Origin of the sequence: Solwaraspora sp. WMMB335 (assembly GCF_049179075.1) — a bacterium.
In the GTDB taxonomy this organism is placed as follows: Bacteria; Actinomycetota; Actinomycetes; order Mycobacteriales; family Micromonosporaceae; genus Micromonospora_E.
Genome location: NZ_JBMHMF010000001.1, coordinates 5893180 through 5907130, shown reverse-complemented (window position 1 = coordinate 5907130; position 13951 = coordinate 5893180). Strand labels below are relative to the sequence as shown.

At 72.1% G+C, this 13951-nt stretch carries 13 protein-coding genes; 9 read left to right on the top strand and 4 right to left on the bottom strand.

All coding sequences use genetic code 11. The annotated features are described in order from the left end of the window. Positions 1-5: 5 nt before the first annotated feature. The gene (locus ACN27F_RS25725) at positions 6-431 is read right to left on the bottom strand and encodes an ABC transporter ATP-binding protein (protein ID WP_421437729.1); all 426 of its coding nucleotides are present in this window, start codon (positions 429-431) and stop codon (positions 6-8) included. A gap of 105 nt (positions 432-536) precedes the next feature. On the opposite strand from ACN27F_RS25725, the gene ACN27F_RS25720 reads away from it, so the two are divergent. Continuing rightward, complete coding sequence (locus ACN27F_RS25720; protein ID WP_421437727.1) at positions 537-1538, top strand: asparaginase; 1002 nt, start codon at positions 537-539, stop codon at positions 1536-1538. Here ACN27F_RS25720 and meaB read toward each other — a convergent pair. Beyond that, positions 1528-2580: a methylmalonyl Co-A mutase-associated GTPase MeaB gene (gene meaB, locus ACN27F_RS25715; RefSeq protein WP_421437725.1), complete on the bottom strand. Its 1053-nt coding sequence runs from the start codon at positions 2578-2580 to the stop codon at positions 1528-1530. The two genes, ACN27F_RS25720 and meaB, sit on opposite strands and share 11 nt — an antisense overlap. Then, a complete protein-coding gene (locus tag ACN27F_RS25710; protein WP_421437723.1) occupies positions 2577-3764 on the bottom strand; it encodes an acetyl-CoA C-acetyltransferase in 1188 nt (395 codons plus the stop codon). The genes meaB and ACN27F_RS25710 overlap by 4 nt, the downstream gene beginning before the upstream one ends. A 74-nt stretch (positions 3765-3838) precedes the next feature. On the opposite strand from ACN27F_RS25710, the gene mce reads away from it, so the two are divergent. The 3 genes from mce to ACN27F_RS25695 all read left to right on the top strand — a co-directional run bounded on the left by mce (position 3839) and on the right by ACN27F_RS25695 (position 7763). Beyond that, entirely contained in the window at positions 3839-4303 is a 465-nt protein-coding gene (mce, locus tag ACN27F_RS25705; RefSeq protein WP_421437722.1) for a methylmalonyl-CoA epimerase, read from the top strand. Positions 4304-4470: 167 nt separating this feature from the next. Beyond that, entirely contained in the window at positions 4471-5718 is a 1248-nt protein-coding gene (locus tag ACN27F_RS25700; RefSeq protein WP_421437721.1) for a DivIVA domain-containing protein, read from the top strand. 275 nt (positions 5719-5993) lie between these two features. Next, positions 5994-7763: a hypothetical protein gene (locus ACN27F_RS25695; RefSeq protein ID WP_421437719.1), complete on the top strand. Its 1770-nt coding sequence runs from the start codon at positions 5994-5996 to the stop codon at positions 7761-7763. Between the two features lie 3 nt (positions 7764-7766). Here the strand turns inward: ACN27F_RS25695 and ACN27F_RS25690 are convergent, their stop codons facing one another. After that, positions 7767-8417: an acyltransferase gene (locus ACN27F_RS25690; protein WP_421437718.1), complete on the bottom strand. Its 651-nt coding sequence runs from the start codon at positions 8415-8417 to the stop codon at positions 7767-7769. A 370-nt stretch (positions 8418-8787) separates the two neighbouring features. On the opposite strand from ACN27F_RS25690, the gene ACN27F_RS25685 reads away from it, so the two are divergent. Genes ACN27F_RS25685 through ACN27F_RS25665 form a run of 5 tightly spaced genes read left to right on the top strand, consistent with a single transcriptional unit; the run spans position 8788 to position 13937 of the window. Beyond that, positions 8788-9870: a Gfo/Idh/MocA family protein gene (locus tag ACN27F_RS25685; protein WP_421437717.1), complete on the top strand. Its 1083-nt coding sequence runs from the start codon at positions 8788-8790 to the stop codon at positions 9868-9870. Then, the gene (locus tag ACN27F_RS25680; RefSeq protein ID WP_421437715.1) at positions 9867-10910 is read left to right on the top strand and encodes an SDR family NAD(P)-dependent oxidoreductase; all 1044 of its coding nucleotides are present in this window, start codon (positions 9867-9869) and stop codon (positions 10908-10910) included. The genes ACN27F_RS25685 and ACN27F_RS25680 overlap by 4 nt, the downstream gene beginning before the upstream one ends. After that, a complete protein-coding gene (locus ACN27F_RS25675) occupies positions 10907-12103 on the top strand; it encodes a DegT/DnrJ/EryC1/StrS family aminotransferase (RefSeq protein WP_421437713.1) in 1197 nt (398 codons plus the stop codon). The genes ACN27F_RS25680 and ACN27F_RS25675 overlap by 4 nt, the downstream gene beginning before the upstream one ends. Further along, positions 12100-12795 carry an acetyltransferase gene (locus tag ACN27F_RS25670; RefSeq protein WP_421437712.1) on the top strand — a complete coding sequence of 232 codons (696 nt, stop codon included), beginning with the start codon at positions 12100-12102 and terminating at the stop codon, positions 12793-12795. Before ACN27F_RS25675 ends, ACN27F_RS25670 begins: the two co-directional genes overlap by 4 nt. Further along, positions 12792-13937 (top strand): DegT/DnrJ/EryC1/StrS family aminotransferase, encoded by a 1146-nt coding sequence (locus ACN27F_RS25665; RefSeq protein ID WP_421437710.1) that lies wholly within the window; start codon positions 12792-12794, stop codon positions 13935-13937. Before ACN27F_RS25670 ends, ACN27F_RS25665 begins: the two co-directional genes overlap by 4 nt. The last annotated feature ends 14 nt before the right edge of the window (positions 13938-13951 follow it).

Sequence of the window (13951 nt, the reverse complement as noted above, 5' to 3'; positions counted from 1 at the left end):
ATTCTTCAAGATCTCACATCGGAATCGGGGGGTGCCCTTTCATCGAGCAGATGAAGCTCGGCGTCGCAGGCCGCGGCGGCCTCGGGATCGTGGGTGGCGAAGACGACGGCGGCACCCCGGTCGGCTTCGGCCCGCAGCAACTCCAGCACCACCTGCCGGTTGGCCGCGTCCAGTTCGCTGGTGACCTCGTCGGCGAGCAGCACGTCACCGCGCAGCGCCAGCGCCCGGGCCACGGCGTGGTCGCGGCCGCGTAGTGGCTCGCCACCGAGGGTGACGGCGCCGCTGAGTGGTTGCAGGATGCCGGCCATCGCCGACAGCAGCGTGGTCTTGCCCGCACCGGACGGCCCGGTGACGGCGAGCAGTCGACCCCATCCGGTGCCTCCCCGGCGCCCTCGGCCGACGCCTTCCCGGCGCGCCTTGCCGAACGGCACAGGCGTACCGGATACGGGCGTACCGCGCCGGATCTCCACCTCGTGGATAACCCCAGTAGAGTTATATGGGGTCATATTCGATCCGACGAGATCTGAAGGGGTGCCGTGGCCGTACGAATACTGCTGCTCGCGACGAAGGACACCCACGCCTTCCGGCGTGAGCACGGTCAGGAAGCGGTGCTCACCGGCGCGCAACTGCTGGCCACGATCGCCGCGGATCCGGTTGCCCGGTATCCGGTCCGAGGCGGCGACGGCGTCGAGGTGACCGTCGAGGACCTCGACGTCGGCCCGGCCTGGGACATCACCCCGTCGACGATGCTGCTGCTGGCCCGCCGGACCCGAGACGCGGTACGGGACGACGGATACGACGCCGTCGTCGTCACGCACGGGATCGACACTCTGGAAGACACCGCTTTCCTCATCGATCTCGTCGCCGCGGCGGCACCGGGACACGGCCGGATCGTGCTCACCGGGGCGACCAGACCTCTCGATCATCCGGCCACCGACGGCCCGCGCAACCTCGCCGCCGCGTTGACGGCGGCTGCGGATCCCGCACTCGACTCGGCTGGAGCCGTCATCTGCCTGCACGACGAACTGCACGCGGCGCGCTGGGCGAACCTTGTCGACGCGGGTCGGCCGGCGGCCTTCTCGTCGGCGCCGCACGGCCTGCTCGGACGCCTCGTCGCCGGTCGCGCACAGTTACTCGGCCCGGCACCGGCCCGCCTGCCCGCACCGGCCGGCGAACCCGAGACCGACGTCGCCCTCGTCAAGACTTATCCCGGTATCGACCCGGCGCTACTGCTGGCCGCCGCCGACGCCGGCGCACGCGGTCTCGTGTTGGAAGGAACCGGCCTGTTCAACGTACCGGTGGACCTGCTGACCACGATCGGTGATCTCGTCGCCTCGGACGTCCCGGTCGTCGTCGCCACCCGCTGCCGGACCGGGGTGACCGAACCGTCGACACTGCCGGCCGAGGCCGGGCTGGCGTTGCGGGTCGGTGCGATCAGCGCCGGGGACCTCACCGCAGGCAAGGCCCGGATCGCGCTGATGGTCGCCCTCGCCGCCGACGGTGGCGTCGCCGCCGCGCACGCATGGTTCAACCGCTGATGGCCGGCCCTCGACCGACCGGCCCCCGACCAGGGTCGGCCGGATCGGCCAGGCCGGCCGGATCGGCCAGGTCGACCAGGTCGGCGATGAGGCGGCCGGCCGCAGCGTACGGGTCGAGTCGCCCGGCCAGCACCTCGGCGGCCAGGCCGGCCAGCCGCGTACCGCCGCGCAGCGCGCTGATCCGGTTTCGTAGCGCACCCAGCGCGATCGCCTCGACCTCGGCGGCCGCCCGTCGTGCCCGGCGGGTGGTGAGCTCGCCGTGCCCGGCCAGCCAGTCGTGGTGCCGCTCGATCGCCGTGACCAACCCGTCGATCCCGTCGCCGCTGGTGGCTACTGCCCGTACCACCGGGGGCCGCCACTGGCCAGGTGCCCGGGTGCCGAGGCCGATCATGCCGTTGAGGTCGCGTACGGTGGCGTCGGCACCGTCGCGGTCGGCCTTGTTGACCACGAACACGTCGGCGATCTCCAGAATGCCGGCCTTGACCGCCTGAATCGCGTCGCCCATGCCGGGTGCCAGCAGGACGACGGTGGTGTCGGCCAGCCCGGCCACTTCGACCTCGGCCTGGCCGACGCCCACGGTTTCGATGAGCACCACGTCGCAGCCGACGCCGTCGAGGACCCGGACCGCCGCCGGGGTGGCGGCGGCGAGCCCGCCGAGGTGGCCACGGCTGGACATGGATCGGATGTAGACGCCCGGATCGGTGGCATGTTCCTGCATCCGTACCCGGTCGCCGAGGATCGCGCCGCCGGTGAACGGGCTGGACGGATCGACCGCCAGCACCCCGATCCGCCGGCCACGCTCGCGCAGCACGCGGACGAGTTCGCTGGTGGTGGTCGACTTACCGACCCCCGGAGCGCCGGTCAGACCGACCACCAACGCGTGACCGGTGTGCGGGGCGAGTTCGGTGGCGATCCGCGGTAGCACCGGATCGTTCGACTCGACCAGGGTGATCAGCCGAGCCACCGCTCGCGCCTGTCCGTCACGGGCCTGCCGGACCAGGTCCGTGACGTCGTACCGCCAGCGCGGTACCGACCGGGTCACGCCGCCGCCGGCACCCGCAGGATCAGGGCGTCTCCCTGCCCGCCGCCGCCGCAGAGCGCCGCCGCGCCGGTGCCGCCACCGCGACGGCGCAACTCCAGGGCGAGAGTCAGCGCGAGCCGGGCGCCGGACATGCCGATCGGGTGCCCGAGCGCGATGGCGCCGCCATTGACATTGACGATCTCCGCGCTGACGCCGAGATCGCGGATGGACTGGATGCCGACGGCGGCGAACGCCTCGTTGATCTCGATCAGGTCGAGATCGGTGACGGACAGTCCGGACTTGGCGAGGGCCTGCCGGATCGCGTTCGACGGCTGCGAGTGCAGCGAGTTGTCCGGACCGGCAACGTTGCCGTGCGCGCCGATCTCGGCGATCCAGTCCAGTCCGAGTGCCTCGGCCCGGGCCCTGCTCATCACCACCACGGCGCAGGCCCCGTCGGAGATCGGCGACGAACTGCCCGCCGTGATGGTGCCGTCCGGGGTGAACGCCGGCCGCAACCGGGACAGCGTCTCGACCGTGGTGTCCGCACGGATGCCCTCGTCCTCGGTCAGCCGCACCGGCTCGCCCTTGCGCTGCGGCACCTCGACCGGGGTGATCTCGTCGGCGAAGACACCGTTCTTCTGCGCCGCGGCGGCCCGCTGGTGGCTGGTGGCGGCGAACGCGTCCTGCTCCTGGCGGCTGATGCCCAGCCGGGTGCCGTGCCGCTCGGTCGACTCTCCCATCGCGCAGCAGTCCCAGGCGTCGGTCAGCCCGTCGAGGGCCATGTGGTCGGCGACCACGACGTCACCGTACTTGTAGCCGGCGCGCTGTCCGCGCAGCAGGTGAGGGGCGTTGGTCATCGACTCCATGCCGCCGGCCACCACCGTTTCGAACTCACCGGCCCGGATCAGTTGGTCGGCCAGCGCGATCGCGTCGAGCCCGGACAGGCACACCTTGTTGATGGTCAGCGCGGGTACGCCCATCGGGATGCCGGCACCGACCGCAGCCTGCCGGGCTGGGATCTGTCCCGCACCGGCCTGCAGCACCTGCCCCATGATGACGTACTGCACCTGGTCCGCGGCGACGCCGCCCCGGTCGAGGGCGGCGGCGATGGCGGCCGAGCCGAGCGCGGTCGCCGGAAAGTCCTTAAGATTGCCGAGCAGCCGCCCCATCGGCGTGCGTGCGCCGCTGACGATCACCGAGGTCATGGGTTGCGCCTCCGCCGTGGGTAAGGGCCGGGATGCCGGCGACAACTTAACGAGGGTTAGGTAAGACTATCGCCATGATGGAACAAGCTCCGGCCGAGACCGCTGCCGACTATGTCACAGACATCGGGCTGCTGAGGATCGACCACGTCGGGATCGCGGTGGCGGACCTGGACACCGCCATCGATTTCTACACCCGCACCTTCGGCATGCGCTGCGTGCACACCGAGGTGAACCACGCCCAAGGGGTACGCGAGGCGATGCTCGCCGTCGGTCCGCTGCCCGACGGCGGCCAGGTGCAGCTACTCGCCCCGTTGTCGCCGGACTCCACGATCGCCAGGTTCCTCGACCGCAACGGTCCCGGGGTGCAGCAGGTGGCGTACACCGTGGTGGACATCGACGCGGCCTGCACGGCGCTGCGCGAGCGTGGTCTGCGGCTGCTCTACGAGGCACCCCGGCCCGGCACGGCGGGTTCCCGGATCAACTTCGTCCATCCCAAGGACGCCGGCGGCGTACTCGTGGAACTGGTGCAGCCGGCCTGAGCGGATATACAGCAACGGAAATCCGACCCCGGACTCCGTTGCGTATCCACATGCCTACAATTCGTAGACGAAAATCCGGACGGCTGAAAAGATGACCATGTCGGCTATCGTGGAGTAGGGTCGTCCGCTCTTGCGAAGCCCCCTGGTGTGTCTGCCACTATGTCCCAATGCCCCAGCAGCAGTCCTCCCTTGCGTTCTTCGATAACGCCAGCGCTCCGCACGACTTCACCGTCGTGCTTCGTGGCTACGACCGCAACCAGGTGGATGACCACCTGCAGCGGTTGGTAGCCGCCCTCACCCAGTCGGAGCAGGCTCGAGCTGAGGCCGAGCAGCGGATGAACGACGCTCAGCGTCGGCTCCGCCAGGCCGAGCAGCGCCTCAACTCGGTGGAGCAGAAGCTCACCGACACCAACAAGCAGCTCGAGGAGAACAACCGACCCACCCTCTCCGGGCTGGGCACCCGGGTCGAGCAGATTCTGCGGCTGGCCGAGGAACAGGCCAACGACCATCGCGGCGAGGCCAAGCGGGAGTCCGAGGGCATTCTCTCCGCGGCCCGGCTGGAAGCGCGGGAGATCACCGACAAGGCGCGGGCCGAGGCTGCGGCGATGAAGGCGACCGCCGAGCGGGAGGCGGGCAGCGTACGTACCGCGGCCGAACGGGAGGCGGCCGAGGTACGGGTGCAGGCCCGACGTGAGGCCGACACGCTGCGGGCCGATGCCGAACGGGAGACCAAGCAGCTACGTGCGGTCACCGCGCACGAGGTCGCCGAGCTGAAGTCGACCGTGGAACGCGAGGTTGCCACGCTGCGGGCCACCGCCGAACGCGAGATCACCCAACTGCGGGCCAAGGCCGCGCGCGAGGCCGAGGAGAAGCGCGCCGAGGCGACGAAGCTGCTCACCGACGCCCGCGACAAGCGGGACAAGGACCTGCAGGCACTCGAACTGCAGCTGGCCGAGCGGCGGGAGAAGGCCGAACGCGAGGAGTCCGAGCGGCACGCCGCCCAGGTTGCCCAGACCCAGCGGCTGGTCGCCGAGGCGGAGGGGCGTGCCCGTGCCGCCGAGGACCGGGCCAAGGAGATCGAGCAGCGGGCCGAGGCACGGCGCATCGAGTCGGAGCGTACCGCCCAGGAGACCGTGGACAAGGCCAAGTCGTCGGCGGACAAGACGCTGAGCGAAGCCCGCTCCGAGGCGCACCGGCTGCTCACCGAGGCCCGTACCGAAGCCGAGCTCACCACCCAGGCGGCTCGCCGCGAGGTCGAGGACCTCACCCGGCAGAAGGACGCGGTCACCTCGCAGCTCGGCCAGATGCTCTCCGGCCTGGCCGGCATCGTGCCCGGCGTGCCGCCGGGCGACGCCAAGAAGGCCGAGTCCGGCGAGAACGGGGACCGGGTCAGCGCCGGCAACTCGCCGAGCTGACGCCCGCCGAGACCCCAGCACAGGTACGGCCGTACGCGGTGAAAGGCCGCGCCGGGTCCCCGGCGCGGCCTTCGGCGTGCCACCCGAACCCGGCCGTGCGCCGCCCCGACTCCGCCGTGCACCGCCCTGAATCCGGGGCACCAGGGCGGGTCCGCCGTTCCGGCATACCCACCCGACGAATGGCTCACACCTGGCAATTCCGCCAAAGTGACGCGCGTCCTGTCAGGAGCATGGGTATCGCCCCGGAACGGGGCGCTGCGTGTGAGGATGGAGCCATGGCGCAAGGCGAAGAACTCTTCACACTCGGCGGGGACACCAGGTCCGGCCCGGACTTCGAGCTGGCTCTGCGGGGGTACGACAAACGGCAGGTCGACCGCTACATCGCCCGCACCGAGCAGGAGCTGGCCGCGCTGGGCGCCGAGCGTGAACAGGCGTACGTGCAGCTACACACGCTGGCTGCCCAGATCGAGCAGTTGCAGGCCGATCTGACCGACGCCAGGCGGGAGGCGAGCTTCATCGACCAGGTCTCGTTCCGGCACCTGGGTCCGCGGGTCGAACAGATCCTCGCCCTCGCCGAGGACCAGGCCGAGGACATCCGCGCCACCGCCACCGCAGACATCGACGCCCGGCGGGTTGAAGCCGAGCAGGTCCTGGCGGACGCGCGCGAGCAGGCCGACACCGCGATCCGGGACTTCGAGCTGGCGCTCGCCGCCCGCCGCGCCGAGGAGGACAAAGCGAACGCCGCCCGCCGCGCCGAGGCGGAAGCGACCCTCGCCACGGCGCGCGACGAGGCGGAAAACCTCCGAACGGCCGCGGAAGCCGCACTGGTCGCTGCCCGGGAGGAGGCCGATCAGGTCATCGCCACCGCCCAGCAGCAGGCAAGCGACACGGTCCACGCGGCGCAACGGGAGGCGAACGAGACGATCAAGGCCGCGCAACGGGAGGCCCGGGACACCGTCACCACCGCCCAGGAGCAGGCCGCCGACGCGGTCAGCACCGCCCAGGAGGCCGCCGACCGGGCCCTGTCCGACGCACGGGCCGAGGCGGAGCGGTTGGTGACCCAGGCCCGGATGGAAGCCAGCCGGATGGTCGACGCGGCGCAGGAGGAGGCGGCCAACCTACGCGACGCGGCCGAGGCGGCGATCGCGGCCGCCCGCCAGGACGCCGAGCACATCCGCGCCGACGGCCAGGCCGCAGCCGACGCCGCCCGACGAGAGGCCGCGCAAGCGGTCGAGCAGGCCACCGAGTACGTCAACCGTACCCACGCGGAGACCGACGCGACCGTCGCCCGGACCCGTGCCGAGCTGGATCAAGAGTTGGCCAGCCGGCGGAGCGGCCTCGAACAGGAACTGGCCGAGCAGCGTAGCGCCGTCGAGACGGAGGTCGCCGCCGCGCGTGCCGCGGCCGAGCAGGAGGTCGAGCAGTGGCGGACCTCGGCACAGGAGATCATCGCCAACCAGCGCGGGGAGGCTGAGGAGTACGCCACCCATGTACGGGCCCGCGCCGAGGAACAGGCGGTCACCATCCGCCAGCAGGCCGAACAGTACGCGTTGAGCACGCGTGGCGGTGCCGACGAGCATGCCGCCAGTGTCCGGCGGCTGTCCGAGGAACACGCGGCGATCGCGCAACGGCAGCTGGCCAGCAGCCAGCAGCAGGTGGCGTCCGCCCAACGCGAGGTGGTCGCCGCCGGGCAACAGCTCACCGAGGTACTGCAGGAGGTCGCCGAGGCTCAGCAGTCCCTCGCCGACCTGCGGCACCAGACCGTACTCAGCCGGCAGGAGTCCGACGAGGCCCGCCGGGTGCTCGCCACGGTCCGGGCCGAGTTGGCCGCCGAACAGCAGCGCCTAGCTGAACAGCAACGCCTAGCCGAACAGCAGCGCCTGGCCGAGCGGCGGAAGCCGGCCGAACGGGCCGAGGACACCCCGGCACCGCCGCCGGACACGCTGTCGGTCGATGCCGTACCGGCGGAAGCCGTGTCGGTCGACCAGACCGCCGAGACGGTAGCCGCTGGTGCCACCGAGCCACAGCAGCGTACCCGCGCCTGATTCCTACCGGAGGTCTTCCTCGCCGAGCTCGCTGAGCCGGCCGTCGCGTTCGAGGTAGCCGGTTGCGGTGCGCGGGCACACGTACCGCCCGTCGCCGGCGGCGGTCAGCGGCGCGCCGGCCCGGCCCACCCAGCCGACCCGGCGCGCCGGTACCCCGACGACCAGGGCGAAGTCCGGTACGTCCCGGGTGACCACGGCACCTGCGGCCACCATCGCCCAACGGCCGATCCGCACCGGAGCGACACAGACCGCACGGGCGCCGATCGCCGCACCGGTGCCGATGGTGACGCCGACGGCGGTCCAGTCGTCGCCGGTCTTCAGCCGGCCGTCCGGGGTCACCGCCCGCGGGTACTCGTCGTTGGTGAGCACGGCCGCCGGCCCGACGAAGACTCCGTCGTCGAGCCGTGCCGGCTCGTACACCAGGGCGTAGTTCTGCAGCTTGACGTTGTCACCGAGACGCACCCCGGGACCGACGTACGCGCCACGGCCGATGTTGCAGTTGCGGCCGACCACGGCGTCCTCGCGGACCTGCACCAGGTGCCAGATCCGGGTGCCGGCCCCGATGCTCGCCTTGGGCGAGACGTCGGCCGACTCGGCGACCGCGGCCGACTCGTCAGCGGCGGCCGCCGCCTGGCCGGCGGCAACGGCCTCCACCTGCGATGATGTTGCATCCATCGTGCTGATCCCCTCCCCTGACGGCGGTCTGACCCCGCCCAGGCGGGAGTGTCGCACGACCGGCGACCGCGCCCGGACACGGTACGGGGTCGTCGGCAGCGCCGATGTCGGCAAACCGACCCTCCGGTCACAGACTGGCCGACAGGTGGAGCCGGGTCGACGAAGGTACCTCGTGACCGCACGGTTGTGCCGGGTTTGCGTCACAGCGCTAGCGTCAGCCCGGCAACGCTGGGTAGCTTCCCGGACGGACCCTCTCCGCCGGCCGCCGGTGGATCCTGTCCGGTTCCGGTGGACGCTGTCCGCCGGTTGTTCTTCGGATCCTGCCCGACCCTGACGAAATGGATCTTGCGTGACTCCTCCGCCTGCCACGCCGGACGCACCCATCGGCGTAGCCGTCATCGGCGCCGGTTACTGGGGCCCCAACCTGGTCCGCAACTTCATGTCCAGCCCGGCCTTCCGGCTCCGCTGGCTCTGTGACCTCGATCTCGGCCGGGCCCGTGCGGTGCTCGGCGGCTACTCGACCGTCGGAGCGACCGACGACCTGTCGGCGGTGCTCGCCGACGACACGGTGCACGCGGTGGCCATCGCCACACCGGCCGGCACCCATCTCGACGTGGCGCTCGCCGCCCTGCGGGCCGGCAAACACGTGCTGGTCGAGAAGCCACTCGCGGCCAGCCACGCCGACGGGGCGCGACTCGTCGCCGAGGCCGAGCAACGCGGCCTGACGCTGATGTGCGACCACACCTATTGCTACACCCCGGCCGTGCTGCGGATCCGCGAAATGCTGCATTCCGGCGAGCTGGGCGAACTGCACTACCTGGACTCCGTACGGATCAACCTGGGCCTGGTGCAGCGCGACATCGACGTCGTCTGGGACCTCGCCCCGCACGACCTGGCGATCCTCGACTTCGTGCTGCCGCCGGGCATCCGGCCGGTGGCGGTCGCCGCGCACGGTGCCGACGGCATCGGTGCCGGCCGGGCCTGTGTGGCCTACCTCACCCTCCGGTTGAACACCGGTGCCATCGCCCACGTGCACGTCAACTGGCTGTCCCCGGTGAAGATCCGGACCACCATCGTCGGGGGTTCGAAGCGCACCCTGGTCTGGGACGATCTCAACCCGAGCCAGCGGCTCGCCCTGTTCGACCGGGGTGTCGACGTGGCCGCGCCGGACGAGCTCGGCACCGAGGCGCGTCGCGACATGCTGGTGTCGTACCGCTCCGGCGACATGGTCGCCCCGGCGCTGACCGAGCGGGAGGCGTTGCGCACCATGGTCGAGGAGTACGCCCGGGCGATCCGCACCGGCAGCCCGGCCCTCACCGACGGCCGCTCCGGCCTGCGGGTGCTGGCCGTCCTGGAAGCCGCCACCCGCAGCCTGGCCGCTGGTGGCGCCATGATCGAACTCGACGAGGAGTCCGAGGAGACCCCCGCATGAGCGCATCCCCGGCCGGCGGCCCCGCCCCGGCGGTCGACCTGAGCAGTGCCACCGTGCTGGTGACCGGCGGCGCCGGATTCATCGGCTCGCACCTGGCCGAGCATCTCGTCTCGCTCGGTGCCCAGGTCGTCGTGCTGGACAACTTCCGCAACGGCACCCGGGACAACCTGGACTTCCCCGGTGCCGAGTCGATCCGAGTGATCGAGGGCGACATCTGCGACCCGCAGACCTGCCACGACGCGCTGGCCGGCGTCGACGTGGTGTTCCACCTGGCCTGTCTCGGGGTCCGCCACTCGCTGCACAGCCCGGTGGAGAACCACCAGGTCAACGCGCTCGGCACGCTCAACGTGCTGGAGGCGGCGCGGGCCGCGCAGGTGTCCCGGCTGCTGTACGTCTCGACGTCGGAGATCTACGGCCGGGCCCTGGAGTTCCCGATCACCGAGGAGACCACCCCCTGGCCGCTGACCGTGTACGGCAGCAGCAAGCTGGCCGGCGAGCACTACGCCCGCTCCTACCGGGAGTGCTGGGACCTGCCGGTGGTCTGCGTACGCCCGTTCAACAACTACGGGCCGCGGTCGCACTTCGAGGGCGACTCCGGCGAGGTGATCCCCCGGTTCATCCTGCGTGCCCTGGCCGGGCAGCCACCGGTGGTGTTCGGTGACGGCACCGTCACCCGGGACTTCCTGTACGTCGGCGACTGTGTCGAGACGCTGGCCCGGGTCGCCGAGTCGACCGAACTCGTCGGCGAGGTGGTCAACCTCGGCTACGGCGAGGAGCTCGGCATCGGGCTGCTGGCCGATACCGTGCTGGCGGCGGTCGGTCGCACCGACCTGCGCCCGGTCTTCGAAGCGCCCCGGCCGGCCGATGTCCCCCGGCTCTGGGTGGACACCTCCAAGTTGCGCAAGAGCATCGACTTCGCTCCCCGGGTGTCGCTGGCCGAAGGCATCGGGCACACCCTGGAGTACTTCCAGCGGTTGCTGCGTGAACAGCCGGCCGCCCTGCAGCGGATGCAGCTGAAGAACTGGAGCCAGCCGGCATGAATGAGGCCACCCCCCAGGCCAGTCCTCAGGCCGCCCCCCAGGCGGACCCTCAGGCCGGCCCTCGCCGCATCCAGGTGATGCTGCCGATGCTGGGCGAGGAGGAGGAGCAGGCCGCCGCCGCGGCGATCCGTTCCGGCTGGGTCGCCCAGGGCCCCCGGGTCGCCCAGTTCGAGCGTGAGTTCGCCACCGCCGTGGGCGCCGGGCATGGCGTCGCGGTCAGCTCCTGCACCACCGCGCTGCATCTGGCGCTGGTGCTGCACGGGGTCGGACCCGGCGACGAGGTGGTCGTCCCCTCGCTGTCGTTCATCGCCACCGCCAACGCGGTCCGCCACGCCGGTGCCGAGCCGGTCTTCGCCGACGTCGACCTGGCCACCGGCAATCTGACGGTAGCCACTATCGAGGCCGTCCGCACCGGGCGTACCCGGGCCGTGATCGCGGTCCACCAGGGCGGCATGCCGTTCGACACCGTCGCGCTGCGCGCCGCCGCCGCGTCCTGGGGTGTCCCGCTGATCGAGGACGCGGCCTGCGCCGCCGGCTCGACCGCGTACGGGCGGTCGGTGGGCACCGGGGCAGCGGTCTCGGCCTGGTCGTTCCACCCGCGCAAGGTGATCACCACCGGGGAGGGCGGCATGCTCACCCTGGACGACACCGAGGGCGCGACCCGGCTGCGCCGGCTGCGGGAGCACGGAATGAACGTCTCCGCCGCCGAGCGGCACGCCAGCGCCCAGCCGGTGCTGGAGGCGTACCTGGAAACCGCGTTCAACTACCGGATGACCGACATCCAGGCCGCGGTCGGGCTGGTCCAGCTGGGCCGGCTGCCCGGCCTGGTCGCCGGCCGGCGGGCGATGGCGGCCCGCTACCACGAGCTGCTCGCCGGGATCGATGGGCTGGTGCCGGTGACCGACCCGCCGTACGGCGAGACCAACTTCCAGTCGTTCTGGGTGTTGATCGATCCGGCGTACGGCGTCGGTCGCGACGAGGTGCTCGCCGAGCTGGCCACGGCCGGGGTCTCCGCCCGGCGCGGCATCATGGCCGCCCATCTGGAGCCGGCGTACGCGCACGTCACCCCGGCCCCGCTGCCGGTGACCGAGCGGCTGACCCGCGACTCGCTGATCCTGCCGCTGCACCACGCGCTGACCGGGGCCGACCAGGAGCACGTGGTCGCGGTGCTGCGCAAGCTGGCCGGCCGATGAGGGACCTGCTGATCATCGGCGCGGGCGGCTTCGCCCGGGAGACCGCGGCGGCCGTCGCGGCGATCAACGCCGCCGCGCCCGGTGCCCCGCTCTGGCGGCTGCGTGGATTCCTCGACGACGACCCGGCGCTGCACGGTACGCAGCGGGTCGGCGTCCCGGTCCTCGGCGGCACCGGGCTGGTCGACGACCTGCCCGACGCGGCGGTGGTGATCTGCGTCGGCAACCCCCGCAACTACCGGTCCCGGCAGCGGCTGGTCCAGCGGCTGGGGCTGCCGGCGCGGCGGTACGCCACCCTGGTCCACCCGGCCGCCCGGATCGGCACCGGTTGTACGGTCGGACCGGGCAGCGTGCTGCTGGCCGGGGTCGACCTGACCGCCGAGGTGCGTGTCGGCGCGCACGTGGCGGTCATGCCCCAGGTGGTGCTGACCCACGACGACGTGGTCGAGCCGTTCGCCACCATCGCCTCCGGGGTTCGCCTCGGCGGTGGCGCCGTGCTGGGCGAAGGCGCGTACGTCGGTGCCGGCGCGCTGCTGCGCGAGGGTGTCGCCGTCGGCGCCTGGGCGCAGATCGGCATGGGCTCGGTCGTGCTACGCGACGTACCCGCCGGTGAGGTCTGGGTGGGCAACCCGGCCCGGTTCCTGCGCCCCACCGATCAACCTGCTACACGTTCGAGCTTGAGGAGTCACCCGTGACCAGCATCCCCCTCGTCGACCTGGCCGCCGCACATGCCGAGGTGGCCGAGGAAGTCGACGCCGGTTTCAAACGGGTCATCGCGGACACCGCGTTCATCGGCGGTGCCGAGGTCGCCGGGTTCGAAGCCGAGTACGCGGCGTTCAGCGGGGTGCCGCACTGTGTCGGGGTGGCCAACGGCACCGACGCGCTGGAGTTGGCGCTGCGTGCGGTCGGCGTCGGCCCGGGCAGCGAGGTGATCCTGCCGGCCAACACGTTCATCGCCACCGCCGAGGCGGTGGCCCGGACCGGTGCGAAGGTCGTGCTGGTCGACTGCGACCCGGACACGTACCTGGTCGACGTGGACGCGGCGCTGGCGGCGGTCACCCCGGCGACCCGGGCGATCGCCCCGGTGCACCTGTACGGACAGCTCGCCGAGGTGGAGCGGTTGCGCACCGGGCTGGCCGGCCGGGACATCGCGATCGTGGAGGACGCGGCGCAGTGCCAGGGCGCGACCCGGCACGGTGCGGCTGCGGGCACCGGCCACGGAAGCGGCACCGACGCCCTGGGGATCGCGGCGACCAGCTTCTACCCGGGCAAGAACCTCGGCGCGTACGGCGACGCCGGTGCCGTGGTGACCACCGACGCGGGGATCGCCGCCGACGTACGGCGGATGGGCGCGCACGGCAGCGTCCGCAAGTACGTGCACGACGTGGTCGGTATGAACAGCCGGCTCGACGGGCTGCAGGCGGTGGTGCTGCGGGCCAAACTGGCCCGGCTGGCCGACTGGAACGCGCGGCGCCGGGCGGTGGCCGCCCGCTACGACGAGTTGCTGGCCGGGCTGGACGTGGTCCGGCCGGTGACGCTGGACGGCAACGAGCACGTCTGGCACATCTACTGCGTACGGGTGCCCGGGGACGGCACCGGTGCCCGCCGCGACCGGGTCTTGGCCGCGCTCAACGGCGCCGGCATCGGGGCCGGCATCCACTACCCGGTGCCGGTGCACCTGACCCCCGCCTTCGCCGACCTCGGCTATCCGGCCGGTTCGTTCCCGAACGCCGAGTCGACCGCGCCGCAGTTGCTGTCGCTGCCGATCTACCCGCAGCTGACCGCCGCGGCGCAGGAGCGGGTGGTCGAAGTGCTGGCCGCCGCGCTGGCGGGCTGACCGGGTCGGGCCAG